The 26455-nt window shown below is 53.1% G+C and carries 30 protein-coding genes, 1 tRNA gene and 10 pseudogenes; 24 read left to right on the top strand and 17 right to left on the bottom strand.

Translation table 11 applies throughout. The annotated features are described in order from the left end of the window. Positions 1-229: 229 nt before the first annotated feature. Together OAN307_RS16205 and OAN307_RS28220 are read right to left on the bottom strand one after the other, a co-directional pair. Positions 230-1730: pseudogene (locus OAN307_RS16205) on the bottom strand (transposase). 153 nt (positions 1731-1883) lie between these two features. After that, positions 1884-2094 (bottom strand): annotated as a pseudogene (locus tag OAN307_RS28220) (IS5/IS1182 family transposase); the annotation flags it as partial. Between OAN307_RS28220 and OAN307_RS30250 the strand changes: the two are divergent. The 3 genes and pseudogenes from OAN307_RS30250 to OAN307_RS16190 form a co-directional block, all read left to right on the top strand. Further along, a pseudogene (locus OAN307_RS30250) lies at positions 2091-2201 on the top strand (IS200/IS605 family transposase); the annotation flags it as partial. The pseudogenes OAN307_RS28220 and OAN307_RS30250 sit on opposite strands and share 4 nt — an antisense overlap. Before the next feature lie 579 nt (positions 2202-2780). Further along, entirely contained in the window at positions 2781-3419 is a 639-nt protein-coding gene (locus OAN307_RS16195) for a DUF1326 domain-containing protein (protein ID WP_015500704.1), read from the top strand. 15 nt (positions 3420-3434) lie between these two features. Further along, on the top strand, positions 3435-4268 hold the full coding sequence (locus tag OAN307_RS16190) for a DUF2182 domain-containing protein (RefSeq protein WP_015500703.1): 834 nt from the start codon (positions 3435-3437) through the stop codon (positions 4266-4268). Positions 4269-4418: 150 nt separating this feature from the next. On the opposite strand, the pseudogene OAN307_RS26740 reads toward OAN307_RS16190, so the two are convergent. From OAN307_RS26740 to OAN307_RS30975, 6 genes and pseudogenes are all read right to left on the bottom strand, one after another. Next, positions 4419-4736: pseudogene (locus OAN307_RS26740) on the bottom strand (histidinol dehydrogenase); the annotation flags it as partial. A gap of 43 nt (positions 4737-4779) precedes the next feature. Then, a complete protein-coding gene (locus OAN307_RS16185; RefSeq protein ID WP_015500702.1) occupies positions 4780-6108 on the bottom strand; it encodes a TRAP transporter large permease in 1329 nt (442 codons plus the stop codon). A 14-nt stretch (positions 6109-6122) separates the two neighbouring features. Next, a complete protein-coding gene (locus OAN307_RS16180) occupies positions 6123-6635 on the bottom strand; it encodes a TRAP transporter small permease (RefSeq protein WP_015500701.1) in 513 nt (170 codons plus the stop codon). 110 nt (positions 6636-6745) lie between these two features. Next, positions 6746-7894, bottom strand: coding sequence for a TRAP transporter substrate-binding protein (locus OAN307_RS16175; RefSeq protein ID WP_015500700.1), 1149 nt, complete (start codon positions 7892-7894; stop codon positions 6746-6748). A gap of 33 nt (positions 7895-7927) precedes the next feature. After that, positions 7928-8101 (bottom strand): hypothetical protein, encoded by a 174-nt coding sequence (locus tag OAN307_RS29065; protein ID WP_187292481.1) that lies wholly within the window; start codon positions 8099-8101, stop codon positions 7928-7930. A gap of 279 nt (positions 8102-8380) precedes the next feature. Next, positions 8381-8533, bottom strand: coding sequence for a hypothetical protein (locus OAN307_RS30975; protein ID WP_333783175.1), 153 nt, complete (start codon positions 8531-8533; stop codon positions 8381-8383). A gap of 3 nt (positions 8534-8536) precedes the next feature. Here OAN307_RS30975 and OAN307_RS26735 point away from each other — a divergent pair. Then, positions 8537-9172, top strand: a pseudogene (locus OAN307_RS26735) (substrate-binding domain-containing protein). Here the strand turns inward: OAN307_RS26735 and OAN307_RS30240 are convergent. Then, positions 9147-9526 (bottom strand): annotated as a pseudogene (locus OAN307_RS30240) (transposase). The pseudogenes OAN307_RS26735 and OAN307_RS30240 sit on opposite strands and share 26 nt — an antisense overlap. Between OAN307_RS30240 and OAN307_RS28210 the strand changes: the two are divergent. Both OAN307_RS28210 and OAN307_RS16165 read left to right on the top strand, forming a co-directional pair. After that, a pseudogene (locus tag OAN307_RS28210) lies at positions 9443-9697 on the top strand (tyrosine-type recombinase/integrase); the annotation flags it as partial. The pseudogenes OAN307_RS30240 and OAN307_RS28210 overlap by 84 nt on opposite strands. A gap of 221 nt (positions 9698-9918) precedes the next feature. Continuing rightward, positions 9919-10931, top strand: a pseudogene (locus OAN307_RS16165) (IS481 family transposase). Positions 10932-11297: 366 nt separating this feature from the next. On the opposite strand, the pseudogene OAN307_RS30235 reads toward OAN307_RS16165, so the two are convergent. Both OAN307_RS30235 and OAN307_RS31380 read right to left on the bottom strand, forming a co-directional pair. Beyond that, positions 11298-11797: pseudogene (locus tag OAN307_RS30235) on the bottom strand (IS3 family transposase); the annotation flags it as partial. Positions 11798-11815: 18 nt separating this feature from the next. Next, positions 11816-12400: an IS3 family transposase gene (locus tag OAN307_RS31380; RefSeq protein WP_015500696.1), complete on the bottom strand. Its 585-nt coding sequence runs from the start codon at positions 12398-12400 to the stop codon at positions 11816-11818. A gap of 419 nt (positions 12401-12819) precedes the next feature. On the opposite strand from OAN307_RS31380, the gene OAN307_RS16145 reads away from it, so the two are divergent. Next, the gene (locus OAN307_RS16145; protein ID WP_245540870.1) at positions 12820-13215 is read left to right on the top strand and encodes a DinB/UmuC family translesion DNA polymerase; all 396 of its coding nucleotides are present in this window, start codon (positions 12820-12822) and stop codon (positions 13213-13215) included. Further along, positions 13212-13295 (top strand): DUF4113 domain-containing protein, encoded by an 84-nt coding sequence (locus OAN307_RS31375; RefSeq protein ID WP_408634947.1) that lies wholly within the window; start codon positions 13212-13214, stop codon positions 13293-13295. The genes OAN307_RS16145 and OAN307_RS31375 overlap by 4 nt, the downstream gene beginning before the upstream one ends. Before the next feature lie 80 nt (positions 13296-13375). Here OAN307_RS31375 and OAN307_RS16140 read toward each other — a convergent pair whose 3' ends face one another. Then, a complete protein-coding gene (locus OAN307_RS16140; protein WP_015500693.1) occupies positions 13376-13795 on the bottom strand; it encodes a MerR family transcriptional regulator in 420 nt (139 codons plus the stop codon). A 74-nt stretch (positions 13796-13869) separates the two neighbouring features. On the opposite strand from OAN307_RS16140, the gene OAN307_RS30230 reads away from it, so the two are divergent. Genes OAN307_RS30230 through merA form a run of 6 tightly spaced genes read left to right on the top strand, consistent with a single transcriptional unit; the run spans position 13870 to position 16481 of the window. Continuing rightward, complete coding sequence (locus tag OAN307_RS30230; RefSeq protein WP_245540869.1) at positions 13870-14055, top strand: mercuric transporter MerT family protein; 186 nt, start codon at positions 13870-13872, stop codon at positions 14053-14055. Positions 14056-14079: 24 nt separating this feature from the next. Beyond that, on the top strand, positions 14080-14274 hold the full coding sequence (locus OAN307_RS30225; RefSeq protein ID WP_245540868.1) for a hypothetical protein: 195 nt from the start codon (positions 14080-14082) through the stop codon (positions 14272-14274). An 11-nt stretch (positions 14275-14285) separates the two neighbouring features. Further along, positions 14286-14582 (top strand): cation transporter, encoded by a 297-nt coding sequence (locus OAN307_RS16130; RefSeq protein WP_015500692.1) that lies wholly within the window; start codon positions 14286-14288, stop codon positions 14580-14582. After that, on the top strand, positions 14545-14853 hold the full coding sequence (locus tag OAN307_RS28190; protein WP_015500691.1) for a hypothetical protein: 309 nt from the start codon (positions 14545-14547) through the stop codon (positions 14851-14853). The genes OAN307_RS16130 and OAN307_RS28190 overlap by 38 nt, the downstream gene beginning before the upstream one ends. After that, positions 14834-15028: a mercury resistance system transport protein MerF gene (gene merF / locus OAN307_RS28185; RefSeq protein WP_015500690.1), complete on the top strand. Its 195-nt coding sequence runs from the start codon at positions 14834-14836 to the stop codon at positions 15026-15028. The genes OAN307_RS28190 and merF overlap by 20 nt, the downstream gene beginning before the upstream one ends. 19 nt (positions 15029-15047) lie before the next feature. Then, the gene (gene merA, locus OAN307_RS16120) at positions 15048-16481 is read left to right on the top strand and encodes a mercury(II) reductase (RefSeq protein WP_015500689.1); all 1434 of its coding nucleotides are present in this window, start codon (positions 15048-15050) and stop codon (positions 16479-16481) included. 667 nt (positions 16482-17148) lie between these two features. Here the strand turns inward: merA and OAN307_RS29055 are convergent. Beyond that, positions 17149-17292, bottom strand: coding sequence for a hypothetical protein (locus tag OAN307_RS29055; protein ID WP_187292480.1), 144 nt, complete (start codon positions 17290-17292; stop codon positions 17149-17151). Between the two features lie 140 nt (positions 17293-17432). Between OAN307_RS29055 and OAN307_RS30220 the strand changes: the two genes are divergently transcribed. Both OAN307_RS30220 and OAN307_RS30770 read left to right on the top strand, forming a co-directional pair. Next, positions 17433-17675, top strand: a complete 243-nt coding sequence (locus OAN307_RS30220; protein WP_245540867.1) for a hypothetical protein — start codon at positions 17433-17435, stop codon at positions 17673-17675. Next, on the top strand, positions 17675-17809 hold the full coding sequence (locus tag OAN307_RS30770; protein WP_275450614.1) for a hypothetical protein: 135 nt from the start codon (positions 17675-17677) through the stop codon (positions 17807-17809). Before OAN307_RS30220 ends, OAN307_RS30770 begins: the two co-directional genes overlap by 1 nt. 472 nt (positions 17810-18281) lie before the next feature. Here OAN307_RS30770 and OAN307_RS16100 read toward each other — a convergent pair whose 3' ends face one another. Continuing rightward, complete coding sequence (locus tag OAN307_RS16100; protein WP_015500686.1) at positions 18282-19709, bottom strand: DUF6880 family protein; 1428 nt, start codon at positions 19707-19709, stop codon at positions 18282-18284. A gap of 61 nt (positions 19710-19770) precedes the next feature. After that, complete coding sequence (locus OAN307_RS16095) at positions 19771-20244, bottom strand: CIA30 family protein (RefSeq protein ID WP_015500685.1); 474 nt, start codon at positions 20242-20244, stop codon at positions 19771-19773. A 284-nt stretch (positions 20245-20528) separates the two neighbouring features. Between OAN307_RS16095 and tnpA the strand changes: the two genes are divergently transcribed. From tnpA to OAN307_RS16070, 6 genes and pseudogenes are all read left to right on the top strand, one after another. Continuing rightward, on the top strand, positions 20529-20876 hold the full coding sequence (gene tnpA, locus OAN307_RS16090) for an IS200/IS605 family transposase (protein WP_015500684.1): 348 nt from the start codon (positions 20529-20531) through the stop codon (positions 20874-20876). A 6-nt stretch (positions 20877-20882) separates the two neighbouring features. Further along, positions 20883-21413, top strand: a complete 531-nt coding sequence (locus OAN307_RS31370; RefSeq protein ID WP_408634946.1) for an IS3 family transposase — start codon at positions 20883-20885, stop codon at positions 21411-21413. Next, positions 21344-21874: pseudogene (locus tag OAN307_RS25400) on the top strand (IS3 family transposase); the annotation flags it as partial. The gene OAN307_RS31370 and the pseudogene OAN307_RS25400, both read left to right, overlap by 70 nt. Positions 21875-22171: 297 nt before the next feature. Further along, positions 22172-22354, top strand: coding sequence for a DNA gyrase inhibitor YacG (gene yacG, locus OAN307_RS16080; RefSeq protein ID WP_015500683.1), 183 nt, complete (start codon positions 22172-22174; stop codon positions 22352-22354). A gap of 97 nt (positions 22355-22451) precedes the next feature. Then, positions 22452-22526: transfer RNA gene (locus OAN307_RS16075), tRNA-Phe, on the top strand. A gap of 237 nt (positions 22527-22763) precedes the next feature. Beyond that, positions 22764-22949 carry a helix-turn-helix transcriptional regulator gene (locus tag OAN307_RS16070; RefSeq protein ID WP_015500682.1) on the top strand — a complete coding sequence of 62 codons (186 nt, stop codon included), beginning with the start codon at positions 22764-22766 and terminating at the stop codon, positions 22947-22949. Between the two features lie 73 nt (positions 22950-23022). Here the strand turns inward: OAN307_RS16070 and OAN307_RS16065 are convergent, their stop codons facing one another. Together OAN307_RS16065 and OAN307_RS16060 are read right to left on the bottom strand one after the other, a co-directional pair. Continuing rightward, the gene (locus tag OAN307_RS16065) at positions 23023-23946 is read right to left on the bottom strand and encodes a replication-relaxation family protein (protein WP_015500681.1); all 924 of its coding nucleotides are present in this window, start codon (positions 23944-23946) and stop codon (positions 23023-23025) included. A gap of 19 nt (positions 23947-23965) precedes the next feature. Next, positions 23966-25246: a type IV secretory system conjugative DNA transfer family protein gene (locus OAN307_RS16060; protein ID WP_333783217.1), complete on the bottom strand. Its 1281-nt coding sequence runs from the start codon at positions 25244-25246 to the stop codon at positions 23966-23968. Between OAN307_RS16060 and OAN307_RS29050 the strand changes: the two genes are divergently transcribed. Together OAN307_RS29050 and OAN307_RS16055 are read left to right on the top strand one after the other, a co-directional pair. After that, the gene (locus OAN307_RS29050; protein WP_187292478.1) at positions 25199-25489 is read left to right on the top strand and encodes a protein-tyrosine phosphatase family protein; all 291 of its coding nucleotides are present in this window, start codon (positions 25199-25201) and stop codon (positions 25487-25489) included. The two genes, OAN307_RS16060 and OAN307_RS29050, sit on opposite strands and share 48 nt — an antisense overlap. A 23-nt stretch (positions 25490-25512) precedes the next feature. After that, entirely contained in the window at positions 25513-26445 is a 933-nt protein-coding gene (locus tag OAN307_RS16055; RefSeq protein WP_015500679.1) for an IS5-like element ISOan4 family transposase, read from the top strand. Positions 26446-26455: the final 10 nt, after the last annotated feature.

Below are 26455 nucleotides of genomic sequence, written 5' to 3'. Positions count from 1 at the left end.
AGTGAACGCCGTTGCCATTATATCCTGGTTCTATGCATTTTGCCTCTGGGAATGTTTACTGCCTGTCCATTGTGCAAAGTTATTGCATTGCAGCGTTGGTCGCGCAGGGTTCAAAGCGGTCATTGGATGCGGCCACGGCGTAAGTCAGCTTCCGGCCGATTCTGTTGAAAAACACCGTATTGCTGGCGCAGAAAGTCTGGCGTTGAACTGGGTGCAAGCGCCTTTCTTATCAGGCTTTGCACGCTTGCTGCGGTGCAGGAAAGATCTTGGCTAGTTTGCGGAGGTTTTGGGCGGTTGCTGCGAGGAGGAATTCGTCATTTGCGCCGCATGGTCCTCGTAATCGAAGCCGTCCTAGCCCCAGATGCGTTTGAGGTGAGCGAAGAGCATCTCGACCTTCTTTCGTAGTCTCATTGAGATGACATATTGCTTGGTCTTAGCAATATCGCGGGCGACCTGTCGTGCGTCTTCGTGTTCTTCGCGGGTGATCTTGCGCACATCTGCATTCGGGCAACATTTAGGTTTTGAGGGACAGGCTTGGCACGACAACTTTAGCGCCTGATACTTGGCGACGCCCTTGCCGTCGGGGCCTCGACTGGGGTCGGAGTAGTTGCGGCGGAACTGCTTGAGCGCTTCGCCTTCCGGGCAGATGTATTGGTTGTTCTCAGCGTCCCACTCAAAGTCTTCCCTACTCCAGGTGCCATCGGTGCGACTGGCTTTATCCCCTTTCGTGCATGCGAACATGCACTGCCGGGCAGTGAATGACAGGGATGTGCGGGGCGATGCCACGATCCACTAACCATCCCAGCATCGGGCCGGACCCGTAAGCGGTATCTGCGATGATGCGTTCAGGATCTAAATCAAACCTATCTTTGACGCGATCCAGCATCGTGCGCACGGACCCAACTTCGGCCTGACAGATCGACCGCGTGGCCTCAACATCCATTGCCCGGCGGTCGTTTGCGCTGCAAACCATGAGAGGGGACAATCACGGCATTACCCGTGTCGATCAAGTAATTGGTTGAATAGGCAAAGAATGCAGGACCTTTGCGTGCTGCGGTCCACTGGCTGGCTGGGTCAGAATGCGATGTGAACTTGGGTTCCACTTCTGAGGCGGCACCAAATGCAGCGTCATCTAGAACGCCAAGATATTCCATCACAGCGCGCGGTGCTTGTGATGGGTCGATCGCGCTGTGATCCCAATCGGCCTTCGGTGTTGAGTTCTGCTTGTTAGCGTCAGCTTCGATCAAACTGGCATCTGCCGCAAAGCGCTGGCCACTCACCAACCCCTCCGCCATGCATCGCGCCACAGTCGTTTCAAACAAGTGACGCAGCAGATCGCTGTCGCGGAAACGACCATGCACTGCCCGGCAGTGGTTTGCTTGCAAACCATGAGAGGGGCGGTTCTTGGAGAATGTCGAATGGTCCGGCACGCGATCCGTCAAATCGAGGCGGCAGAACCACCGATATGCGAGGTTCAGATGAACCTCTTCGCAAAGCCTACGCTCCGAACGAATGCCGAGACAATAACCGACCAGCAACATCCGGATCAGAAGTTCGGGATCAATCGAGGGACGGCCGGTGTTGCTGTAAAATGGCGCCAAATGCTGACGGATGCCAGACAGATCAGCGAAGCGGTCAATGGATCGCAGCAAGTGATCCTGAGGGACGTGATCGTCGATCGAAAACTCATAAAACAACGCGCCTTGCGCCTCTTGCTTCGGTCCCAACATCGCAATCACCCCCCGTTATCAAGGATAATTGAATCAGCCGGAGAGCCTCAAATCAACAAGATTTTTTCAACAGGATAAGCCGATTTTGTTGAAAAACACCGTGTTGCTGGCGCAGAAAGTTGGGCGTTGAACAGGGCGCGAGCGCCTTTCTTGTCACGCTTTGCGCATTTGCTGCGGTGCAGGAAAGATCTTGGCTAGTTTGCGGCGGTTTTGGGCGGTCGCGGCGAGGAGGAACTCGTCATTTGCGCCGCGTGGTCCTCGTCATCTCAATCTGCCGTCCCAACCCAAGAATGCGTTTGAGGCTTGCGAAGAGCATTTCGACCTTCTTTCGCAGTCGCATTGAAACGGCATATTGTATGGTTTTTGGCCTGTGGATATTTCTCGACAACGTCAGGAAATGTCGCCGACGATGTCATCCTGCAGTATCTGGAATTACATTCTAATCGCGATGCTACCGGCCTCGGCCGGTAGTGGTTCACTTAATACTTTGCTGACTTGTGGAGCATTAGGTAAGCAGCAGGACGGATTATTATGCTGTTTTGGTAGTTCGAAGCATCGCACTTTTCTGCCGACATCGAGTTTGCTGGGAGCTGTGGCGGTACAGTTTCTAATTAATAAAGTCGGATTGGGTATCTAGCGCGCCCAATATCAAAGTTTGCTGCTCCTCATAGGCAGCTTTTGCCCATAGCATAAATGGGTAGAGTGGCTTCGATTACGCAAGGCTTGCTGGTGCTCTGTCTGCATTATGGTCTGTTGCTGACTTTTGTTGTGTTCGACGTTGTGGGTGGTAAGCTGTCATACGCTGTGGAGTGCACCAAGGTCTGCTGTGCGGACTCTGGTGCAGATAAATCTATCCAAAAAAAGCGCAGCATCCCCCTAGAGAGCCCACTTTGCTTAAAAAATAGGCACATTCACATAACTGTGCTAACCGTCGTTCACGATAAAAAAGGGTGCCCGCGGATTTTGGGCGCGTAGAGGCATGTTATCCCAGCAAGGGCATTGAGCTTTTAAGTTGCTGCACAAAGCAGTCGCATAAAGGGGGAATAAGCTATGAAAGACTGGAGCATTCAGGGCGAGGAACTGGCAAATTGTAACTGCAATTTCGGATGCCCGTGTCAGTTTGGTGTTTTGCCGACGGACGGAATTTGTGAAGCTGCTGTCGTTTACAGGGTTAATAAAGGTCATTACGGCGACACAAAGCTGGACGGTTTGATGGCTGCGGGCGTCTTTAAGTGGCCTGGGCCTATTCATGAGGGCAACGGTGAAATGCAGCTCATTATCGAACCAAAAGCAAATGATGCGCAAAGAACAGCGCTTGAGGCCATCATGACAGGGGCTGACACCGAGGAGATGGCCACCATGTGGTTTGTGTTCAGTGCAATGTGTCCGAACAAGCATGAAACACTCTACCAACCGATTTCGCTGGCTATGAATTTGGACGATCGCATCGGTAAGGGTGTTGTTGATGGTATATTTGAGATCAATGTAGAACCGATCCCGAATATTGTCTCAGGTGATCCACACCGTGTTGGGATTGCGTTGCCGCACGGGTTTGAGTTCGGATTTGCTGAAATGGCTAAGGGTCGTACGAAGACGACGGGCGGTAAACTCGAATTGCTTCAAAACACTGGCACACATGCGCATCTTGCCAGTCTTCATTTGACGGGCCAGGGCAGGGTTACTGCCTGAGCGCGGGCCTGAGAAATGTTTAATAATACTCAGCGATCACAGGTCGGACCAGTCGAAAGACTGGTCCGACAGGATCAGCGCATTGTCGCCTTCGCGGCGGTTCTGATTGCCTTGCTTGCGGGAATTTACACCTATTTTGGCGTTGGCATGAACATGACGGCGTTGGAAATGACGCGGATGGCGCAACCGATTGGCGAACCCATGTCGATGGGCGTGCAGCCAGTTTGGACAGGCAAATATGTTGTCCTAATTTTTCTCATGTGGTGGATCATGATGATCGCCATGATGATTCCAAGTGCCGCTCCGATGCTGCTTCTTTACACTGCGCTTAAGCGAATGGGATCGGAAGGAGACAGAGCTGTTCCTCTCAGCTTTCTGTTTCTTTTTGGGTATTTGGTTGCTTGGGCGTTTTTCAGCGCCGCCGCCACTGGATTACAATTCGGAGCCGAGAGTTGGGGCCTGTTGAGCGGCCCAATGATGGCGGTCAACTCTCACACGTTTGCAGCGATAGTTTTGATTTGTTCGGGCCTTTACCAACTTTCCAGTCTTAAGGAATCCTGTCTTCGCTATTGCAAGTCGCCTGCATTTTTCCTTGCAGAACATAGCCGTCCGGGTTCCTGGGGTGCGTTCCGGACAGGTGCGCGGCATGGTGTTTACTGCCTGGGCTGCTGTTGGGCCTTAATGGCACTTCTCTTCGTTGGTGGGATCATGAACCTATACTGGATCGTTGGCATTGCCATCTACGTGCTGATCGAAAAGTTCATTCCGAACGGTCAGATTTTTGTTCGGTCAACCGGCGTCGGATTGATCCTCTTTGGAGGCTATCTGTTGGCTATCTCTTGGGGATGAATCTCAGACATTGGCGGGTTTACATCTTTTTAAATCGATACTCTAACGGCACTGTCAAATGAAACTGACTTGATAGTAGCGCAACACAGTTTCCAACCACAGTGTTTGAAAACAGAATCTAAAACACAGCGTTGCTGAACGCTGCTGTTATGCGGACATAGCCTTTGTTACTGTCATGATTGCGCTGGCGATATGGCTGTAGCGACCACCGGGGACATAGCATCCGGCCACATCTACGGGGATCGCTTTCTGTCCAACGATCGAACCGGTTGTGATCTCATATTGGATATTGCTAACAGTCGCCTTTTGGGCTTAAGTAAGTCGTTACACGTTGTCACGTGTGAATTGGATGTCTCATTTGAGCTTTTGTGGAACACGATCACACGTCTTGTCATCGCCACCTGCCATGATATCGCGCAGGATGCATTGAACGATATCACGGCTTTAGGACGCGCTAGATTGCGTCATCAAAGTTGCTTTTTTAAAAAAGGAACGAGCCGTATTTTCAGCCCTATTTATAGATTTCCGGTAGGAATACTGTGGAAATTGAGGGGATGAATGCGATAAGCAAGACGACAATCAGCATACACAATACGAACGGGATCGCCCGCCAAGCAATCTTGAGTATGGATTCACCGCTGATGCCCGCGACCACGAACAGGTTCAGACCCAGGGGTGGTGTGATAAAGCCCACACCCAACGCCGTTATCATCATGATGCAAAACTGAATTTCGTTCATCCCGATGCTGTCAGATAGTGGTTTCAAGATCGGGGCAAGGATCACGATGTTGGGCGTTGTTTCCATCACACAGCCCGCTGCGATCAAGATACCGATCATCATCAGGATCAGGATTGCTGGGTTGTCGGTCATGGCGGTCGCAGCAGACACGAACCCCTGTGGCACCCCCATGATCGCCAGCGCCTGTGCCAGTGGCAGCGAGAACGCGATGATGGGCAAAATGATGCCGTTGACCTTGGCGGAACTGACCAGCATGGCCGGAAAGTGCGCCAGTTTCAGTGTGCCTATGATGAACCCGATGGCAATTGTGACGACGACTGCGGTGGCACCGGCCTCAGTCGGGGTAAGGCGGCCAGAAAAGATGCCGTAAAAGATGATGCCGGGGACGATAAAGGCATACCAACCCGACGCCAGTGATTGACAAAGACGAGAGAAGTATTCGCGCGCAGACAGGTTGCCGCCGCCCTCATAATTATAGATGCGGTTGACGATGAGGTTGGTGATCAGGATCGCCAGCAAGATCGACACACCCGGAATGATTGCAGCCAAGAACAGCGTAGACGCGGATATTCCGAGGATCAGGCCCACAATGATATACGCAATCGAGGGCGGGATCAGGATGCCGGTACAGGCACCCGCAGCAACCAAGGCGCAGGCATAGGGGCGCGGATAGCCGCTTTCGACCAGACGATCGATTGTCATACGACCCACCGCTGCAGCGCCTGCCGCATCCGAACCGGAAATCGCGGCGAACATGCCACAGACCAGCACTGTGGCCGATCCGAACCCGCCTTTGGCGAATTGCGTCAGGGCTTCGGCCACATCGAGGAATTTACGGCTAAGACCCGTGCGGACTAGAACGTCACCCGTCAGGATAAACAACGGAATAGCGGTCAGTGCAAAGGCATCAATGCCGTGAAATAGACTTTCGCCCAGTAAGGCCAGTGGCAGATCGCCTGCCATAAGCAACATCATAGTCGCGGCAACACCGATGGAGGCCCAAATTGGAACGGCCAAGGCGCACATGATCACAAAGGCGATGACGGGCAGATAAAAATCCCATCCAAGAATTACGATTTGTTCAATCGGATTAAAAAGCATGAACTACCCCCCTCTCAATCAAAAAGCTTGTCGCCCTCGTAGACGGGGGTTCCGTCACGAAGGGAGCGAACGTCGCGCAACAAAGATTGGATGAGGCGGACAATCATAATGGCAAAGCCCAAGGGCACAGCCATAAAGAACCAGACCATAGAAACGCGCAGCCCATGACTGACTGATCCGAATTTCCACGACACTTGGACCGTTTCCCACGACCAATAAAGCGCGATCATTGCGATGCCGAACATCACAAGATCACCAAAGATATAAAGCAGCGCCTTCATGCGCGGGCCGACGTAGTGCATCAAAACATCGATGCGGATGTGCGCGCGTTCCTTGACGGCGGCGGCGGCACCAATCCACGCAAGATACATAAATGAGTAGCGCACGATTTCTTCGCCCCAGATCGACGAGTAGGAAAAAATCTCGCGGCGCAGGACCTCAATGGACATGGTCAGAACCAGCATCACGTAAAACACCAAGAGCATCCAACGCTCGGCGTCGCGGTTAAGTCTGTGCAAGAAGTTCATGACGGTCCTTTCTCGTGGATGTGACTGTTTGGGCCACATCAGGCGCTATAGAAATGTAAGATTGTCGCAAGGCGGTAGTGGGCGCCACGGGGCGCCCACTACGTTTGGTTTTAAGCGTCGTGGACGTAGTAGCGGCCTTGAGTGCCGGCTGCTTCTTCGATCTTGTCGAAGGTGTCCATGGAACCGGCCAGCTCTGTCTTGAAGCTGTCCCATTCAGCCAACTGGTAACCACCAGCCGCCTGCCATTCACCCAGCTGATCATCAGACAGCGAGTGGAATTCAACGCCAGCTTTGCGCAATTCGGCCATAGCGTAGTTGCGCGCAGATGGCACCTTAGCAAGGTTCTGGTGACGGGTGATTTCAGCCGCTTCCATGATGCCGTCCTGCACGTCAGCAGGCATGGAATTGAACCACTCAAGATTACAGGAATAAACCTGAGAGTCTGGAACCGCTTGCGTAAATGTCACGTGGGACAGCAGATCCTTGAAACCAAAGACGTAAAGCGCGCCAACAGATGGATCAAGCGCATCAGCCACACCCTGCGCAATCGCGGACGGTGTTTCGCCCCATGCAACGGGTGTCGGGTTCGCACCGACCATGCGGTAGTATTGCTGCAACATCGCCGAACCCGGAACGCGGAATTTCACGCCATCCAGATCTCCCGGAGTGATGACCGCACCTGCGCCGCCTTTGCGAACAGCCACAACACGTGGGTCGATGTTGACGTAGAACAGTGCCTTGAAACCGGCGGCTTCGACTTTCGGATTCACTTCCTGTGCCCAAACGTCGGAATGCACGAGGTTGGTGAAACGCTGGTTGGAACCACACAGGTAGGGCATGTTGATCAGGTCAACGACGCTCGCGAAGGGTGCGAAGTTGGACAGCGAATGCTGAGCCGCCTGAATTGTGCCCGTCTGCACGGATTGTGCCAATGCACCACCTGCGCCAAGCTGACCACCAGGTGCCAGTTTGACATAGACCTTGCCGCTCGTGGCGTTCTGGATGTTTTCCTTCAGGTCCAACTGCATGATCGGGTAGCTGCGTGTAGCGCCAAGCACATAGGCCGTGGCAATGGTCATCACGTGGTCTGCACCCGCTTCGCGATCAGCTTCTTCCTGTGCGGTCTGGGCTGCGGCCTCAGTGGACCAAAGCGTACCAGCAGCACCTGCAATGATCGCAGCTGTGAATGCGCCGGACCCTGCGAGTTTCAGGAAATTACGGCGCTCAACCGATTTCAATTCTTTAATATCTTTATTCATTTTAGTGTCCTCCCAGGACGGTTTTGTGCTGAGCTATTTCTTAGCGTCAGCTTCTTTTTTTAGAATGACTATGACGAACAAAACGGCGACGCCGGAAAGAACCAGCATCTCGCCCACGTCGTTCAGGAACGCGGAATTGGACGCGGAACCAAGCCCCACGTTCACAACAAAAACCACGAACAATAGTAGTGCCCCGATCAGCGGCATGATGCGTCTCCTCCCAGTCGCAAGTCCGAATTGTAAGTTATGTAAGCCCTTACAGTTGCAATGTAAGCCCTTACAGTTCCAAAATGCAAGTTCTTACATTGTCCTTCTACCACATTGTTCTACTTCGTTCGGTTTCTAAGTTGGAAAGCCAACACAAATGCAGGGCCGATTTTACGAAGGGACCGAATGAAGCAAGATCCGTGGCCCCCTTCTTTGCAAGACGTTGCGACTGCGGCAGGGGCCTGCGGCGACCGTTTCGCGCTGTCTTATTTTCCGCAATCAGGTTGCTGAACGGACCCGAACGAAAGTCATGCATCCGGTCAAGGCGTTAAGCTTTTCACCCAACTTCGGTGCAAGGGCGATGGCTGCGCGGCGCACAACACGATTGGTGCAATCATCCCCACGACGGAAAACGCCGTTTTTTTTGCACATGGCATGCAAGCCTTCCAAGACGAGCTTCTGGAGTATGGATTTAAGATGCTTGTGGCCAGCACATCATACCGCCCTGACATCGAAGAGGAGCAAATTCGCGCCCTGGTAGCGCGCGGCGCCGACGCATTGCTTTTGATTGGCCATGCAGGAGCCCCCGATGTCTACCGGTTCCTCGACGCGCAGCGCGTACCAGCGCTTGTGACATGGGTCTTTGGTACAAAACCAAGGCGGCCATCGATCGGCTTTGACAACCGATAGGCTATGTATGTGATGGCACTCAAGGTCATTGAACTTGGCCACCGCAACCTCGCGCTCATTTCTGCAGAAACCAGTCTGAACGATCGCTCGAAGGCGCGGTATTTGGGGATTGAGGATGCGATGGAGGCATCTGGTCTCAACCCGTCCGATCTGCTTTTTCTGGAAACGACATACGGCATCGAACAAGGTGCCACGGCGTTCGAGCAAGTGATGAAGGCCGCACCGCAAACGACGGCTGTCTTTTGTGGCAACTATGTTTTGGGTGTTGGTGCCTTGCGTCGCGTGCGCGAATTAGGTGTCAGAGTACCCCAAGACGTTTCGATCGAGTTATGCGCGAAAGTTGGTGACCGTGTGATTAGGCGGCGTTTTGAGGTTGTTTGATCGCGTCCTTGAGCTCAACCCCTTGCATGACTTCGGGCAGTCGGTTTGTGCCGTTGAGCTTTCGCCATTTCTTCTTGGCTGCCCCTTGCCTGACAGGGTATTGCGCAGCAATGTCCCGAGAAGGATCATCAGCTTGAAGACCATAGATAGGGCGGTTTTGCGGCTCGGGCAGCCTTTGGTTTTGCGTGTCCGATTGCGCACGGTGGCAAAGACGCTTTCAATTGGGTTTGTCGTGCGGATGTGCTTCCAGTGTTCGGCTGGAAAGTCGTAGAACAGATACAGGAAGATCAGATTTATCTGCCAATGACGAAGAATGGCCGGAGCTTCGACCTTCCAATATCGCAACTGCACCATGAGATTTTGGCGCCGCTTCGTCCCCTCAGCAGAGACTGGGTCTTTCCGTCGCCTAAATCAGAGTCAGGCCACATCACAAGGCCAGAAAGGCTCAAGTATAACCCACACATGCATCGCCGGACATTCGCGACGGTTGCGATGGAAGCAGGTGTGCTGGAAGAAATCGTAGGATTCGCCGTGATGCGGTGCGGATCGCCACGACCAGTGGTTTAACCACTGCCCGTCAATTGATACGCAGTATCGACGAGAGGGGCGGCCCCAGCTTTCATCGGATTTGGGGGTTGGACTTTCGACGCTTAACTGTTCCATCCCGAATGATCACATTGACCCTCGGCGTTCGGCCTTTTTCATGGCAAGGTTGGTCTTAGAGGACATTCGGAAGGAGAAGCGAAATGCTTGTTCGACTGCATAGCCAAGCGACGACGACACCAAAGATTAGAGCCGCCATTCAAGCCAGCGACGATCCGGCCTGGATGGTGGGTGAACGCTACGGCATCTCTGAGCAGACCGTTTTGAAGTGGCGACACCGCGACGGTGTCGAAGACCGCAGTCACACGCCACATCGCTTGCAAACGACGCTCACGCCAGCGCAGGAGGTTGTTGCGGTGGCGTTGCGTAAGACGCTTTTGGTGTCACTTGATGACTTACTTGCAGTGGTCCGGGAGTTTCTGAATCCGAACGTTTCACGCTCGGGCTTGGATCGATGCTTGCGTCGTCATGGGGTGGGTAATCTGCGCGACCTGAAGGTCAAAGAGGCGAAGCCAAAGCACAGCGCCTTCAAGGCTTATGAGCCCGGATACATCCACATTGACGTTAAATATCTGCCGCAAATGGCCGATGAGACATCACGCCGCTACTTGTTTGTCGCCATCGATCGCGCCACGCGGTGGGTGTTCATTGGTATCTATAGCAACAAAACTGCCGCCAATGCCCGACGTTTCCTACGTGACCTTGAGCGCGCTTGTCCGCTGCACATTCGCACCATTCTTACCCCCTCTCGGGATATTGCTGCGCAATACCCTGCCGGGCAATGGATAATGGGAAGGAGTTCACTGACCGCCTCTTTGGCCTGCGCAAGCGTGCCGCGACCGGCAAACATGAGTTTGACAATCTGTGCACCGAACTCGGCATCGAGCACCGTTTGACACCACCACAATCGCCTCAAACCAACGGCATGGTTGAGCGGTTCAACGGGCGTATAGAGGATGTCCTTCAAAGCCATCACTTCCGATCAGGGGAAGACCTTAATGCGACGATGCACCGTTATGTCTTGCTCTATAATCAACAACTCCCACAGTCTGTTCTGCAGAGCAAAACGCCCTTGCAGGCCATGAAAGACTGGCACAAACTCAAACCAGAGTTGTTTAAGAAAAGCCCCTACTACCTCACGGGATGTGACAGCTAACAAGTGGTTCCATCAGCATCAACATCATGACTTGATGATCGCTATTGGAACGCCATTGGTCCGAGTGACAATGGCGATGACCGCATGAAGACGTGGAAAAGGAGAACACGCGCCTTCGCAAAGAAGTCCGCCTTCTGCGCGAGGAGAGGGAAGTGCTAAAAAAGGCGGTAATCCACTGACCGGCAGGGTTATGCGCAGCATGATCCCGAGAGGGCGGCGGATGAGGTTTGCCTTTATCCATTGCCCGGCAGCCGAAACGTAGTTTCGATGAGAGGGGACACCTGGAAAGAAGAATGGCCTGTTGTAAACTTCGTCCCTGAAACCGTACAGTTTAGTTATTGACCCTATGCGGCTTATTTATTGACCCTATGCGGCCATTTCCCAAGTCATATTATTGAAGGCCTGTTGCGGCGTTTGATATCCGACGCCGGAATGGCGACGCTGGCGGTTATAGAAGACCTCGATGTATTCAAAGATTACAGCCTTGGCCTGGGCGCGTGTTTTGAAGCGCTGATGGTGCACCAGTTCCTTTTTCAGTGAGGCAAAGAAACTCTCCATGAGCCGCATTGTCGAGGCACTCGCCCTTGCGGCTCATGGATTGGGTAAGCTTCGCCTTTTTGATCAACTTGCGATAGTCCCCAGCAGCATATTGGCGGCCCCTATCCACTGCCCGGCAGGGTTATGCGAAGCATGATCCCGAGAGGGGGGGGGGAGTGGTGTATTAACTCTGGAACAGGGCCTCTGCGTCCCAGAGCCATCTCGAGGGCGGCACAGCAAAGCTCGGCACGCATGTGATCTTCCATTGCCCAGCCGACGATCTCATGCGTGGCCATGTCCTTCACGCCAGCCAGATAAAGCCAGCCCTCGTCCCTTGCCCGGCAGGGTTATGCGAAGCATGATCCCGAGAGGGGGTGTCGATATAGGTGATGTCGGCCACCTATTACCCGGCAGGCGATGCTCTGCATCGCTGAGAGGGCAAACGGTATTAGGCGTCTGGCTGTGGAACTTCTGTTCCAGCAAGTTTGGCCCCTCTCGGCAGATTGCTTCGCAATCGCCTGCCCATTGCCGGCAGCACATACGCAGTATGTGTGAGAGGGGGCAATGGAAGGCTTCAGCTCATGATCGCTGTCCGTCGTGATTGGCTTTCTACGCTTGCGAAGAAGCGAAGACACCTTGTTTTCCTTCATTATTCTGGCAACACGACGTTCAGAGACGACCTCACTATCCACCAGCAAGTCTTGGTGAATACGCTTTGATCCATAGCATTTCTTACTGACCTTGAAGAAGGTTTTAATCTTGGGAAGCAACTCCTGATCTCGGGCCTCACGATTAACTTGACGTTGATCGCGTGCAGGCTGACTGGCTGGAAATCCGTAGAACCAGCCCCGGGATATCTCCAGGAGACGGCATAATATTGAAACCGCATATTGCGCTTTATGGGCAGTGATGAAAGTGCGCTTGCTTGTCATGGGTTCACCGCCCGCGTTGCGAAAAAAGCGGATGCTTTGTGCAAAATCTCCACGTCCTGAGCAAGCCGCTTGTTGTCTTTGCGAAGGCGGACCAATTCAGCCGCATCGGCTTGCTGACGCAGTTTGGCTTCAACTGAGCCAAATGCCTCGATCTCAAGCCGCCACGTCTTCAGCTGTGGACCAGTAATCCCGAGCTCCTTGGCAACGCAGCCTTGCGTCGCCCCAGGCGCGTACAGTCACTCAACTGCCCCGGCCTTATAATCGTCTGTGTACTTCCGCCGCTGTTGTCCCATCTGGTGCCCCTTTCACGGACAGGGGTAAAGTACCCCAATGTCCGGGAACAGGGACGAAGTTCAGGGTTCATGTTCTGGCGATTATCTTGCTGCAAAGGACAGTATGCCAGACCGCTGTTTCAGGCGGTGACTGCACATGCGACCCGCGCAGCCGAAAAGCTACGCCAACATGGCTTGGTGGCTGGGACGCTGACGGTGTTCTTCCACACAAACCGGCACAGGTTGGACCGACCGCAATACTCCGGTTCACGCTCAACGCGCATCACAACGATGTCATCAGATACGTTCGATCTGGTCGAAGCGGCGCGTCGGGGCGCGCAAGCGGCATGGCCGAAGGGGCAGGGACAGACGTATGGCTTTACAAAAGCCGGGATAATGCTTGCTGATCTTATTCGCTTCGAGGATCGGCCCCTGACCCTTTTTGACGTTGAGAAGCCGAAATCTGCTGCTCTCATGAGTGCACTTGATCGAGTCAATAAGCGGTTTGGGAAGAAACGTTGGTCGTTGCGAGTGAAGGGATGAAGCGACCTTGGCAGCTGCGGTCCGATCACCGAAGCCCAAGATATACAACGCGGCTTGCAGATTTGCCGGTGGTTCGTTGAGGGAGGGGTGGGTGAATTTGCAGTGTTAGAATATCCAATGTCCGCTAAGTCTCACTGCCTCACGGTGTAAAACCCTAAGTTCATCGAGCTTCGAATAGCGTTTCTAGAATTGGGCAATCAGGCACGTCACCTTGGCCGCACTCTGACGCCATGCCGACAAGGGCTTTTTCCAAATTGCGCAGACCTTTGATCTTTTCACGCACAGAAGCCAAGTGCCCAATGGTCAATTCATACACCTCACCACATGTAAAGTCTTGCCGGTCCACCATTTCAAGCAATGCCCGGATTTCTTTAATGCTGAACCCAAGTTCTCGGGATGTCTTGATGAATGACAGCCGTTTAAGCTGGTCGTGATTATACTGGCGGTTGCCGCCCGCAGTGCGATCCGGCTGCGGCATGATTTTAATGCGCTCGTAGTAGCGGATTGTTTCGATATTCACACCGGTATGCTTGGACATTTCGCCAATCGGATACCCTCGCGCGTTCGTGAACTCAGACATCGAAAAAACCTCTTGCTTCTGTAGTGGCTACAGGCCGCATCTTACATCCAGAAACTTAAATTGCGAGTGCTTGCATGACTGACGCCATAGACGTTGACATAAACCAGAGCGACCCTGACAGCCGAAAGACGCGCATAATTGCAGCGGGGGGCATCCTTGGCGCTCTTGCAGCTTCAACGTGCTGCATCGTTCCGTTGATCTTATTTAGCTTGGGTGTATCCGGTGTATGGATCGGCAATCTGACGGCCCTCGAACCCTAAAAGCCAATCTTCATTGTGATTACGTTGGGGTTTCTCGGCTATGGCTATTGGATGGTTTATCGCAAGCCCAAGGTCTGCGCCGTGGGCGACACTTGTGCGCGGCCACTTCCCAACCGCCTGGTCAAATCCGCGCTTTGGGCATCAACACTTTTAATCGTGATCGCGTTGTTCTGGAACTGGATAGCGCCGGTCGCCGCCTCGATTCTTCTTGGTCTGTGAAAGGACATATTATGAAACTCCATACTTCCGTTTTGGCCCTGATTGGCTTCATGGCCGCCACGCCAGTCTTTGCTGCAGAGCACACAGTGACATTCTCAGTTCCCGGCATGACCTGCGCAAGCTGCCCCTTTATCGTTGAGGCAGCAATGGGCGGCGTCGATGGGGTTGTAACAGTGACCGCTGATGCCGACACCCGAACGGCGCTGGTTGTCTTTGATGATGCCATTACCAGTGCAGACGGTATTGCGTTCGCCTCTACGTCTGCCGGTTATGAAGCTGAGCTTGTGTCCGACGATAGTAATTCCTGAACTGCAAACGAAAGATAACTCAACAGGAGGTTTACTTGCCTTCATCGTCGCCGCACCTGTCGTCGCGATCTGCTGTGCAGGAAGGGCCACTTTGATCGGAACCTCTCTTTTTGGATCGGCTGGGTTTCTGCTGGGTGCCAATCTGCTGATCATCACCCTCATGGTGACGCTTGGCAGCATCTTAATTTTAGCGACGCGAAATTTCATTCGGGTGCGCAGACATAACCAACTCTTCAAAGAGGACCAAAAAAGTGAACGACAAACTTCTTAAAACAGGAATTGTTGGCACGGTTATTACAGCGCTGTGTTGCTTTATGCCTCTTCTGTTCGGCTTTGCCGGATTGTCAGATGTCGTCAGTTACTTCGACTACGTTCTATTGTCCGCCCTTGCCGTGTTTGTGCTGATCACGATCTACGCAGTCATCCTCTGTGCGCGGAAACCTTGATACCGAAAGACCAAACATTATGCTTGATTTACAAACGCCAGACTTGGTGGATGCCGATACTTTTGACCTTGCTGTTATTGGTGCCGGCTCTGCTGGGTTTTCCGCAGCAATTACCGCTGCCGAAGACGGAGCACGGGTTGCGCTTATTGGATATGGAACCATTGGCGGCACTTGCGTCAATGTCGGATGTGTCCCATCCAAAGTGATGATCCGTGCAGTGGGAACGCTGCACTCAGCCAAGGGTGCGGCCCGATTTGATGGAGTGGAAGCCACCGCACAAGTGACCGACTGGGTGGCGTTGGTCGCCCAAAAGCGAGCCTTGGTGGATGATCTACGCGCAGCAAAATACGTTGATGTTTTGCCAAACTATGAGGGCGTGTCCTACATTGAAGGCCAGGCAAGTTTTGTGAAAGATGGTTCACTGCATGTTGGTGACCGCACCATACGTGCCCCTAAAATCATCATTGCAACAGGATCGTCGCCACATATCCCCAATATCCCCGGACTGAGTGAAGTTGGTTGGCTGGACAGCACCTCTGCTCTTGAACAAAAAAAGCTCCCAAAATCGTTAATGGTGATGGGCGGCGGCTATATCGGGGTTGAAATCGCCCAGATATTCGCGCAGGCAGGTGTCAAAGTTACCATCGTGACGCGCCGTGGACTGCTGCCCGAAGCCGAGCCGGAAGTCAGTGATGCCCTGACGAAAGCCTTCACCAATGAAGGCATCAAAGTCCTTGATGGCCTGTCCTATGACAGTTTCGAGGCGTCAGGCGAGGGTGTTATTCTTCACGCAGCACGTAATGGCGTAGCGGTCAGGATAGAAGCTGAAAAACTCTTGCTGGCCACGGGTCGTGTCCCAAACACTGGCTCATTGGCGCTCGACATTGCCGGTATCGACACGAATGCGCGCGGCGGAATTGTAATCGACCCGCAGATGCGAAGCACGCGCGACGGGGTTTATGCGACGGGGGATGTGACCGGAACCGATCAGTTCGTCTACATGGCGGCATACGGTGCAAAGCTTGCCGCTAAAAACGCGATGAATGGAAACACACTAGTCTATGATAACAGCATCATGCCTGCCGTGGTCTTTTCCGATCCGCAAGTGGCGAGTGTTGGTCTTACCGAGGCCCAAGCCAAGTCTGCTGGACATGATGTAGTGACTTCGGTTCTGGGTCTTGAGCACGTGCCACGGGCCTTGGCGGCGCGTGATACACGGGGTCTAATCAAGCTGATTGCGGACAAGCAGAGCAAGAAGCTCCTTGGTGCGCATATCATCGCTCCAGAAGGCGCAGATAGCATTCAGACGGTGGCAATGGCGCTTAAAATGGGTATGACCTACAACGACTCGGGTGCGATGATTTTTCCGTATCTCACAACAGTAGAAGGACTAAAACTGGCTGCGCAGACGTTCGAGAAGGATGTCACAAAGCTGTCGTGTTGTGCGGGGTAACTTATTAACTTTCCATCTAATGGCGATACTCCAAAGTCAGTTTTGGTCTGGAACCGAGGGCTGTCAGTTTGGGCGGTAAGTGTGAATTCGCTGCAGGTGCTAAGTGGCAGTTCGACAATGGCGAGAGCCGACATCCAAGCTGCTACGGATCAGGGGTTTGTGCTGTGCTGCGGAAGGCCAATGTGAGCCCAATTTTACTGTTTCTTGCGGCGCATCGAATGACGACCCCACTTTTTTTTGAGGGCCTTCCTTATTAAGCCAATCAAAAATATTGTCTTTTGACCTCAACGCTTCGAGCGTGCCCGCCTTGGAATTGCAGTCAAAGCCTAATTAAGCTGTCTGCGTCTTTGATGGCGCTCACGTTCGATCTCACGATCAAGAAATGGGCAGCCGATAAAAAACGTGCGCTGGGTTTGCCGTAAGATAGCGGAACTTGAGTTCGGACGCGGGGTAAAGTTATTCTTGGGCATTTTTTTTGCGTTCTACTTCCGGCACATGAATAACAAATGCAGCCCCGCAATCGATCATAGGTTGTCGCCACGTCAGACAGAACGTTCATTCGCTAAGTTGTTCTTTTAGTGCAGGGGACCAATGCGATTGTCGGACAGATTGTGAAAGCTCTGTCAATGCTCAAAAATATCCCGCATGCATAGGATTTCGAAGTTGTTCAGAACAACTGCGTTGACGCCTTGTTTGACCGCGTGATCGTGCCGATGCCAATCGCTTGTTGCACCCTCTCGTTGAACGGCTTTCGTGATCCGACCCCAATTTCTAAGGCGATTTCCAACTTGATTGGGAAACACAAGCTCATCCGCATTGCGCATTGCAAAATTGAGAAGCGATTTAAGGAGATTGATCGCTGCAACAGACAAGGGCAGGGACTGCTGTCGTGGCTGGGCGCAACGCGTTCACAGTCCCAGGTCCAGCGCGGTCGCTGGTCGCAGTCAAAAAATGGGCAGAGCCCAGTTTGGTGACGACGTACAGTTATACGCATTCGGTTTTGTTGCGTTCCTGTTTCCTGCACTACCCGTAGAGACCGCCAGTCCACTGATCCGAAAAGCCTTTCCTCATTTCTACACCTTTGTCTTTGTGACAGCGACTGTAGCCGCATTGGCAGCGTTTTCAGGCGATCCAACGTCAGGTGCTGCGTTGCTATTTATAGCCATATCCACCGTTTTGCGCGCCAAATATTGATGCCATTGATCAATGCCGCAACGGATGCAGGGCATAAGCGGCAGTTTAAAATACTGCATGGTGCGTCAGTTTTGCTGACGTTGGTCCATATCGGCACATTAGCAATCGTCTTGGTGCGTCTGGCGGGCGTCTAACTCTTTCTCCTATACAAAAAGCCAATGTGGCTGGCTATTTGGTGCGCCAGAATTTGTGCCACAGCATCCAAGTTTAAAATTGCTAAACGCAAATCCAAAAAAGGTGCTGCAAGACGCCAAATTTCATCCCAACCCGTGCTGCAGGTCTTGCCGTTATACGCCACACACTGCTTAAGAAAGGAAGATCACAGAGTTACAGACCCCTTCAACATTTAGCGCAGAATGTGGACAATCTCTGCGCGCGCATTTGTGGATTTTTGGGACTCCTTGCCCGGTTGGCAGTGGGCCGCTCGCTTCGCCAGAATCCGCGGCGTGATGCCAATTCTGGAAATCTTATATCGCGGCTTCCTGCCAATCTTCCCTTTCATTGCAAAGGTCGTTGGGCGCTTCCGCACAGCAAGAGAAAACGTGCGAAATAAGCATAAATAAATAATGTTGGCGGCTCCAATCGCGCTGACCCTTTTCCACCGCCTTAACTCGTTTTAGCCCAGAATGATGATTTTTGGTCATGATGAATTTGAAGGGTCTGAAGGTAGGTCGCATGGGTTGGGAATGTTTCGTAGTCCACCAACTCTGCGTCCAGCGCAGTGCAATCTGTAAGGTGTTCGGCTGCGTGACCGTAACGAAAAGCCCGATCGTGTTGCAGGGCATCGTCGATCATTGATCGCCACAGCAAGACCGCAGCAAGCGGATGTCGTGATCGGAGCGCTTCGGCGGCAGATGTTAAGAGAGGGTAGAAATCGACCTTGATCTCATCGGCACGTGTTTTAACCAATGCGGCTGCCGCCTGTAGGTCTGGCCAGTTGAGGGAGAACTTTAACGCGGTTGAAAAGTCTGGAAAGTCCAAGACATGCTTCATTGCAGTGTCCTCGGCTTCGACGTCGTCAAAGGCGGGCAGAAGCTTGAGGTAATCGCGCAGATGGTTGAGGTTGAGGGTTGCCATGAAGCAGGCCCAGCGGTGCGCTTGCACGTCTTCAATTCGCCCAAGCGCGATCAGGCTGGCGATATAAGAAGAGTCCCATGCGCCCTGTCCGATATCACGTTCGTCGTCTTGCGCATTCAACAATAGGTCTAACGCGTCTTCGGCCTTTGCATCGTTGAGGAAAAGCATGGCGACTTCAGACGCGATATCTTTGCGCGTTAGGTCAGCATTGGAATACTGGGCGATATAGGCGCTTGTGTCACCTGCGGCAGCCGCTATTTCCTGCAGGCACCATTTGACGAAACGGGCTTTGCGTTTGGCGACGTTATCGTCACCACCACGCAGGCGACGCAAAAACTGTATTGCTTCGTGATCTTCGCCATCGTTCTCAATCGGGGATGTGCCGTAGGCTTCAACATTTGCTACCAACCGCGCCAGACCTGATGCCCCGAGGGCGTGTGCCATCAGGGGGATGATCCCGTCCCATTCGCCGTAGCCGTTGTCCTGAATGGCGGTCCAAACTCGGTCCGCCAGTGTATTGGGGTCTAGTTGCACGCGTGGCGTAATCTCGTTGAAACGATCAATTGCAGCGCGAAACACATCCCCGATATCGCCTTTGCTGTCGTCCACGCGGCCATACACCGACGGGGCGATTTCAATGAACTGCCAGAGCAAATCAAACGCGATGTTTGGATCTTCGGGGGCGATTTTTTCGACAATCATCGACACCTGAATAGTAAGATCCTTGATCAACGCCTTGCGCTTGCGCCAACCGACAAAACTTGTGGACCTTCGCAGCGTCGTAAGCCGTTTGCGCACATCTTGAGCCAGCTCAACTGGGCCAAGGTTATGGCTTAACTCCAACCGCAGCCTGCGCTTTATATCAGCACTGCCCATGCTGACTTCCATCAGGAGTGCAGCCAGTTGTTCGGCACCCAGTGTTTCAAGGTTGGTTTTGTTGAGGGTCTTTTTTGACATGGTTGTTTTTTACAGCTTGAACGACTGAAGTGAAGTGTAGCGCGTCGTCGTGGCAAGGATATTAGATGCGATACAATCGCACGCCCGCAACAGCCACTTCAGCGTGAAATTTTCGCCCAATCGCAAGAATACCGATCCGCCGAAGTTGAGTAGGATCAAATATGGCTTCGGTTTTGTGCGATGTGAACGTGCCAAACGGTATCCGAAGCGTCTGCCAATCAGGCGTTGCGGTGAACTCAGTTCTAAAAGATTCCCAAGGCTTGGTGAGTTGGTCCGTGCGCAGGCGAATATCGTAGCGATCGCTGTTGCCGCTGACGTCCAATTCAAGACCCGTCCACATGCTTGCATCGAACGCGGTTCCATCTGAGTTCAGATCTGAAGCAATCTGGATAAACCCCCCGTTATTGTCCAACGACAGGTTCCCATACAAGATAGCAGCCTTGCGACTTTGATACGTCTCTTGCCGCATGCCGCCATTAGACACACCGCCCATGACATTATCAGCGACGTATTCCCAAGCTGGGTTGAGATTCATTTCCCGTGCCTCGTTGATAGCTGCAAGTATTATCATGGCATCAGAACCAATTCGTGCAAGGCATAGCCACTACTGAGGACCTTCATTTTCCATCTAATGGATCGAAACCACCGGCTTCTAGCCGGTCAGCTTCAGGGAATCTATGATTGATCTTCTCTCCTGAATTTTGAAACCCACATTAGCAGTATGGTTTCAAAATTCAGGAGAGAAGATCATGCGTTATTCCTCATCCGCGCACATGTGATTTTACCACAGATTTCACGTCGTGTGGGTCACAAAATGTCGTGTGGGTCACAAAACATAGATACAAGGTTTTGCAGGGTGCGATGCGAGAGCGGATACGTGAGATTATCATGCAAACATGCGCCGAAATGGGGGTCCGTATCGCAAAAGGTGTGCTGGGACGCGATCATGTGCACATGTTCCTGTCGATCCCACTAAAACTGTCCCTGTCCAACGTTATGCAACGCATAAAGGGCCGCTCGTCGCGCCGCATCCAGATGGAATTCCCTGAGTTGCGCAAGCGCTACTGGGGCAGGCGGTTTTGGGCACGCGGATATTTCTCAACCACCTCTGGAAATGTGACTGACGACATCACCACGCAGTATCTGAAATTGCATTCCTCTAAATGATCTTTCATCACTGCCCAAAAAGCGCAATATGCGGTTTCTACATTATGTCGGCTTCTGGAGTTATCGCGGCGCTGGTTTTACGGGTTCCTGACCAGTCAGCCTGCCCGAGATCAGCGCCAAGCTGATCGTGAGGAGTGGGATCTGGAGGTCCTGCCGAAGATCAAAATCTTCTTCAAAGCCAGCAAGAAGTGCTATGGATCAAAACGCATCCACCCATTGCCGGCAGGTGAATGCTACATTCACCGAGAGGGGGATCTACTGGCGGGTGGTGAAGTTGTTTCTGAACGGCGTGTGGCGAGAATAATGAAAGAAAACAAGATACCTCCTCTCCTGCGCAAGCGTAAAAGGCCGATCACGACCGACAGCAATCATAAACTGAAGCCTTCCATTGCCCCCTCTCACACATACTGCGTATGTGCTGCCGGCAATGGGCAGGCGATTGCGAAGCAATCTGCCGAGAGGGGCCAAACCTGCTGGAGCAGAAGTTCCACAGTCAGACGCCCAACACCGTTTGGCTTGCTGACATCACCTATATAGGCACGGATGAAGGCTGGCTTTATCTGGCTGGCGTGAAAGACATGGCCACGCGTGAGATTGTTGGCTGGGCGATGGAGGATCATCTGCGCGCTGAACTTTGCTGCGATGCCCTCAACATGGCCTTGGGTCGCAGGGGGCCCGTTCCTGGGTTGATCCATCATTCGGACCGCGGCAGTCAGTACGCTGGTGGGGACTATCGCGAGCTGATCAAAAAAGCAGGGCTCACACAATCTATGAGTCGCAGGGGCGAATGTCTGGACAATGCACCGATGGAGAGCTTTTTTGCGTCATTGAAAAAGGAGCTGGTCCATCGCCAAGGCTTCAGAACCCGCGCCCAAGCTAAGGCTGCAATCTTTGAATATACCGAGGTCTTCTACAACCGACAGCGCCGCCACTCCGGCATCGGTTACCAAACACCGCAGCAGGCATTTGAAGATATGACTTGGAAAATGGCCGCATAGGGTCAATAACTAAACTGTCCTGTCTCCGGGACGAAGTTAACATAAGTCTGCCGCCAAAACCAGGACACCCCGTCGAAAGTCCCGGGCGGTATAGCCCGTTAAGCTGTAAGGGACTTGGTCTGCGGAACCCATCCGTTGCCCGTCAGGCGATTGCGTAGCAATCTGCCGAGAGGGGGGCAGCGGTCAAAACCGCGCAAACAGGCCCCTCTCATTGATTGCCTTGCAATCAACTGCCGGGCAGCGGGAACACATGACTGCTTCTGACAAATACACAAATCTGATCAAAAATGTCTTGCTATGCAGGAGCCATCCACACAGCACTTTCGCCCGTTTCGTTCCAAGCGCTGTGCGGATGTTGATCTGGCGAAATGGCCAAGTGGTGGCTATGCGTTTCCGTCCACAGACCCTGATGATGTGGATGAGTTGGTGGGCGCGCTTGAGAGGGCGTCCGACGATCCAGATTTGCCACGCCCTTCTTAGGTTTTAGAAGCGATTTGAGGGAAATGTAAGAAGGGTCTGGACAGTCCCCCAACGCGCGCCTAAAACGCCCACATCCTAGGGATAAAACCCATCCCGTGCCCGGGTAGCTCAGGGGTAGAGCAGTGGATTGAAAATCCTCGTGTCGGTGGTTCGATTCCGCCCCTGGGCACCATTAAAACAAAGAGTTACAAGTCTAGCAAAATTCTTAGGCTCGCAATAGGCTCTAAAATTTACTTTCCCTGACAATTTTGATTTGTGATCCGCCTTTTGGCTTGGTTCGATTAACAGACCCGTTCTGAGCAGAAAACGGGCTACTCGCCAAGACCACATCGGCCTGCTAGGCTTTGCAAGCCTAGGTATTGTCGTAACCTTGGGCATCGCGATGCTCTTCAGAGATGGAGAAATCGTGATGAGGATACTTTCAAAGCCCCAACTGAAGGAGTTGGTTTTGTACTCGCCGCAACATGTCGCACGTCTGGAAAAGGCAGGCCTATTCCCCAAGCGGGTACAGCTGGGCCCGAACAGAGTGGGATGGGTCGAAGATGAAGTGCTGGACTGGCTACAAACACGGATGGAGGGTCGCGAGGAGGCCTGACCGACACTCCTCATGTAGGAGTATGGGTGGCCGGAGGTGCACACTTCGGTCACGCGCTTTTTCACCAACAGGTTTAGCTGGTTTTCAAACCGGCCCGAGACAACAGGACTGAACCACTTTGGCATCTGGCCCAGTTATTCTTATAGTAGGGCCCTCCAGCGGCGTGAGCGGCCTTGCTGCTTGGCATCACTTGCGTGCAGATCAGATTTTTCGCCGGACCACCAATCAGACGAACCATTTCCAAGAAACGCTGCTCGTTGCTGCGCCGTGAGAACACCCATAAGAGCAATGTCGTTGCTTTGAGGCCATAATGCTTCTGGTGAACGTTCTGCTCAATCATCTGTCGGTACAGCCCAATTGATGAGGCATAGCTCTTGCGCACCGCACTTGATGTTTTGGGTTCTGTTCCGCGATCTACTTCCAGCATTACGGCGCGGTAACTACCGCCGTAATCCAGTGCGAAGAGCTGGTCTGGAATCAGTTTGTGGTTACCAATAGGAATGGCGAGGGAGGCTTGTTTGATAGCTAAGATCTCATGGGCGGGGATGAATCGTACGCCCTCCGTCGCTGCGGCAATATCGACCGCACTGGTCACGCTGGCAACGTCAGCCCCATGTCCCCAATGCCCAGTAGGCCGCATGGTGGGCTCTGCTATAGCAAGATCAATCAGATGAGTGTGCGCCTGTTTGGTTAAATCATAGATGTAGGGGTTGAAGTCGGCGTGCTCAGTGAACCGCTGTTGGCGCGGTAGCATCAGAAACCCACCCGCCCGCAGTTTCTGTAATTGCCGCAGGCTCGTATCCTTGCAGCGATGCGTATCTTCAGAAAGAGCATGTAAATACGCAGAGCTTAGCGGTCCGTGACGCTCAATATGCTTTAGCCAGCGGATTTCACGCGCGGTGGGGCGCACATGGGCCAAGGGGGCGATGTGATGGAATGTTGCCCGCCCCAGAGCGTCACTTTGCTTTTTGTGCGGCTGTGAATCTGTGTGGCTCATGACGCCAGATTAGGTGGGCTTACAGCTCTGATGAAGGATTCGTGGGATCGTCCGTGTTGTTTTCTTCCGGCGCTTCCGGCGGTGCCTCATCCGATGTTCCACTGTCTTCAACCTTGCTCTGCCATGGTTCCGCATAGGCGCTGCGACTGTGTTCCCGGATTGCATCTATCTCTTCTTTTGTGGCGCGCTTCAGCTTTTCCATCACAAAGAATGGAAAGCTGATTGGAACGGCGCGATCGGTCAAGCCGCGCACGAAAGTGGCGAATGTGCCTTTTGGTTGGCGCTGAATGAGATCGGCATCACATGACAATTGTCCAGCCAGGGCACGCGCGTCCCGCGCAGACACACCGCCTGCGAGCTTGATTGACGTGTTAGCCTCAAATGCTTCCTGCAGGCCGTTGCTCAGCTGGCCCAAATACTGATGCGCCATGATCATGCCGACCCGGTATTTGCGCGCCTGACTGAGGATAATTCCAATGTTCTGGTCAAAGTAGTCCTGTGCCTCATCAATATAGACCATAGTGGGCAGCCTATCTTGGGCAGGCAATGTCGCACGCTCTTGGGCTGCCTGCGTAATAAGGGCAATGAAGAAACGACCAAAGATTTCTGTTCCTTGTTCTTTCAGTAGCGATTTTGATGTGTTGATCAGGATCAGCTTGCCAGCATTCAGTTCAGTGAACATGTCAAACTTCGACTGCGGATTGGTGAACATCCGCTCAAAGGTTTGGTTTTCTAGAACGCCATAGAGGCGGCGGAGTACCTGGGTTTTGGTGTTGGTAAATTCTTTGCTGTCAAACTCGGTTTCAAAAAATCGGCGCGGCGTGCCTTCCAGTTTGGCGATCTGATCGCGATACGTCTCTGTGCCGCCGGGCTCCATCAGCTCACGCAGCGTGTGGATCGTTGCATTAGGAATGTGGAACATCAGGCGCGTGACATAACGAAAGACCACGGATTGCTTTGCCGTCATTCCAGCGGACAGCAGCGAGCCCAGAACAAAGTCATAAAGTTCAATGATCGAATTGGTCAGTCGTTCGCGTTCGAGCGCGTTGTAACTGGCCAGCCGGTCCTGGCCGACAGAGAACAGGTTGAGGCTGACTGGGAACTCGATGTCCTCGGGGTCAATCAGCACGATCTGTTCTGGTGAAAGCGTTTTAGCTTTGAGGATCGTATTGATCAGATCACCCTGGCTATCGATCACCACTACGGATTTGTCGCCACGTGCGACATCTTCGAGATCCCGGTTCAGAAAATATTGCAGGGTCTGGGTTTTGCCGTGGCCAGACCCGGCCACAATGTGCATGTGCTCGAACCGACTGTTCTCAGGGATTTCAAAGGGGGTCCGGAGCTGGAACAGATCTTTCAGATGGGTGCCTGCCAGGTAGGTGTCCACAACATCGTCACCCTTATAATCGCTTGGGAAGATGGGCTGCGTGCGGTGCGTCCGGCTGAGGTTTGCGTCAATCCGTTGCCGCAATTGTTTGAAGTGGTTGTAGTCATTATCGGCTTTGTTGCACAAATCGCGTCACGAGGATTCACTGTATGAATCCAGCGTGATAGCTGGCGGTTATGAGCAGCTGGATACCTACAAAGTATAAGACCCGGAACTGGGCTGAGTACAATTTTTCACTGAAGATGCGGGGATCGCTTTCGATCTGGTTTGACGCGGGGATGACGTGGGAGGCTGTGCCTTCAGGGCGGCGGGGACGCCAACAAGCCTACAGCGATGCGGCGATACAAGCCTGCCTGACCCTCAAAGTGCTGTTCGGTTTGCCGTTGAGGCAGACGGCTGGATTTGTAGAAAGCCTTCTCAAGCTTGCCGGTCTGAACTGGTCAGTGCCGGATTTCAGTACCTTATGTCGCCGTCAGAGGACGTTATCGGTGGCCATCCCGTACAAGGGCTCAACCGGACCACTGCACCTGCTGATAGATAGTACAGGCATCAAGGCTGAGGGCGAAGGAGAATGGAACGCACGCAAGCACGGTGGACCCAAACGGCGGTTGTGGCGCAAGATACATATTGGGATTGATGAACAAACGCTGGAAATACGGGCCGTCGAGGTCACTAACAGCAGCATCGGGGACGCGCCCATGTTGCCTGACCTGCTCAATCAGATCCCCGCTGATCAGGAACTCGGTAGCGTCACAGCCGACGGGGCATACGACACCCGCAAATGCTACGATGCGATTGCCGCGCGAAATGCCCACGCCGTCATACCGCCGCGCAAGAATGCCAAGTTATGGAAGCACGACACACCCGGGGCCAGAGCGCGCAACGAAGCAGTGCGAGCCTCAAAGTATCTAGGCTCCGCGTTGTGGCGACAGGTGACCGGATATCACCGCAGAAGCCGCGTTGAGACAAAGATGCATTGTGTGAAATTACTGGGTCAGCGCCTCTCAGCGCGTGACTTTGATCGGCAGGTTGCGGAGATCCAAATCCGTGCTGCGATCCTAAACGGCTTCACAGCGCTTGGCATCCCCAAGACAGAGGCCGTAGGCTAAATCCGTCCGG

Source organism: Octadecabacter antarcticus 307 (assembly GCF_000155675.2).
GTDB lineage: Bacteria > Pseudomonadota > Alphaproteobacteria > Rhodobacterales > Rhodobacteraceae > Octadecabacter > Octadecabacter antarcticus.
Note: the sequence above shows the minus strand (reverse complement) of the source record. Positions and strands in the feature narration are given on the sequence as shown.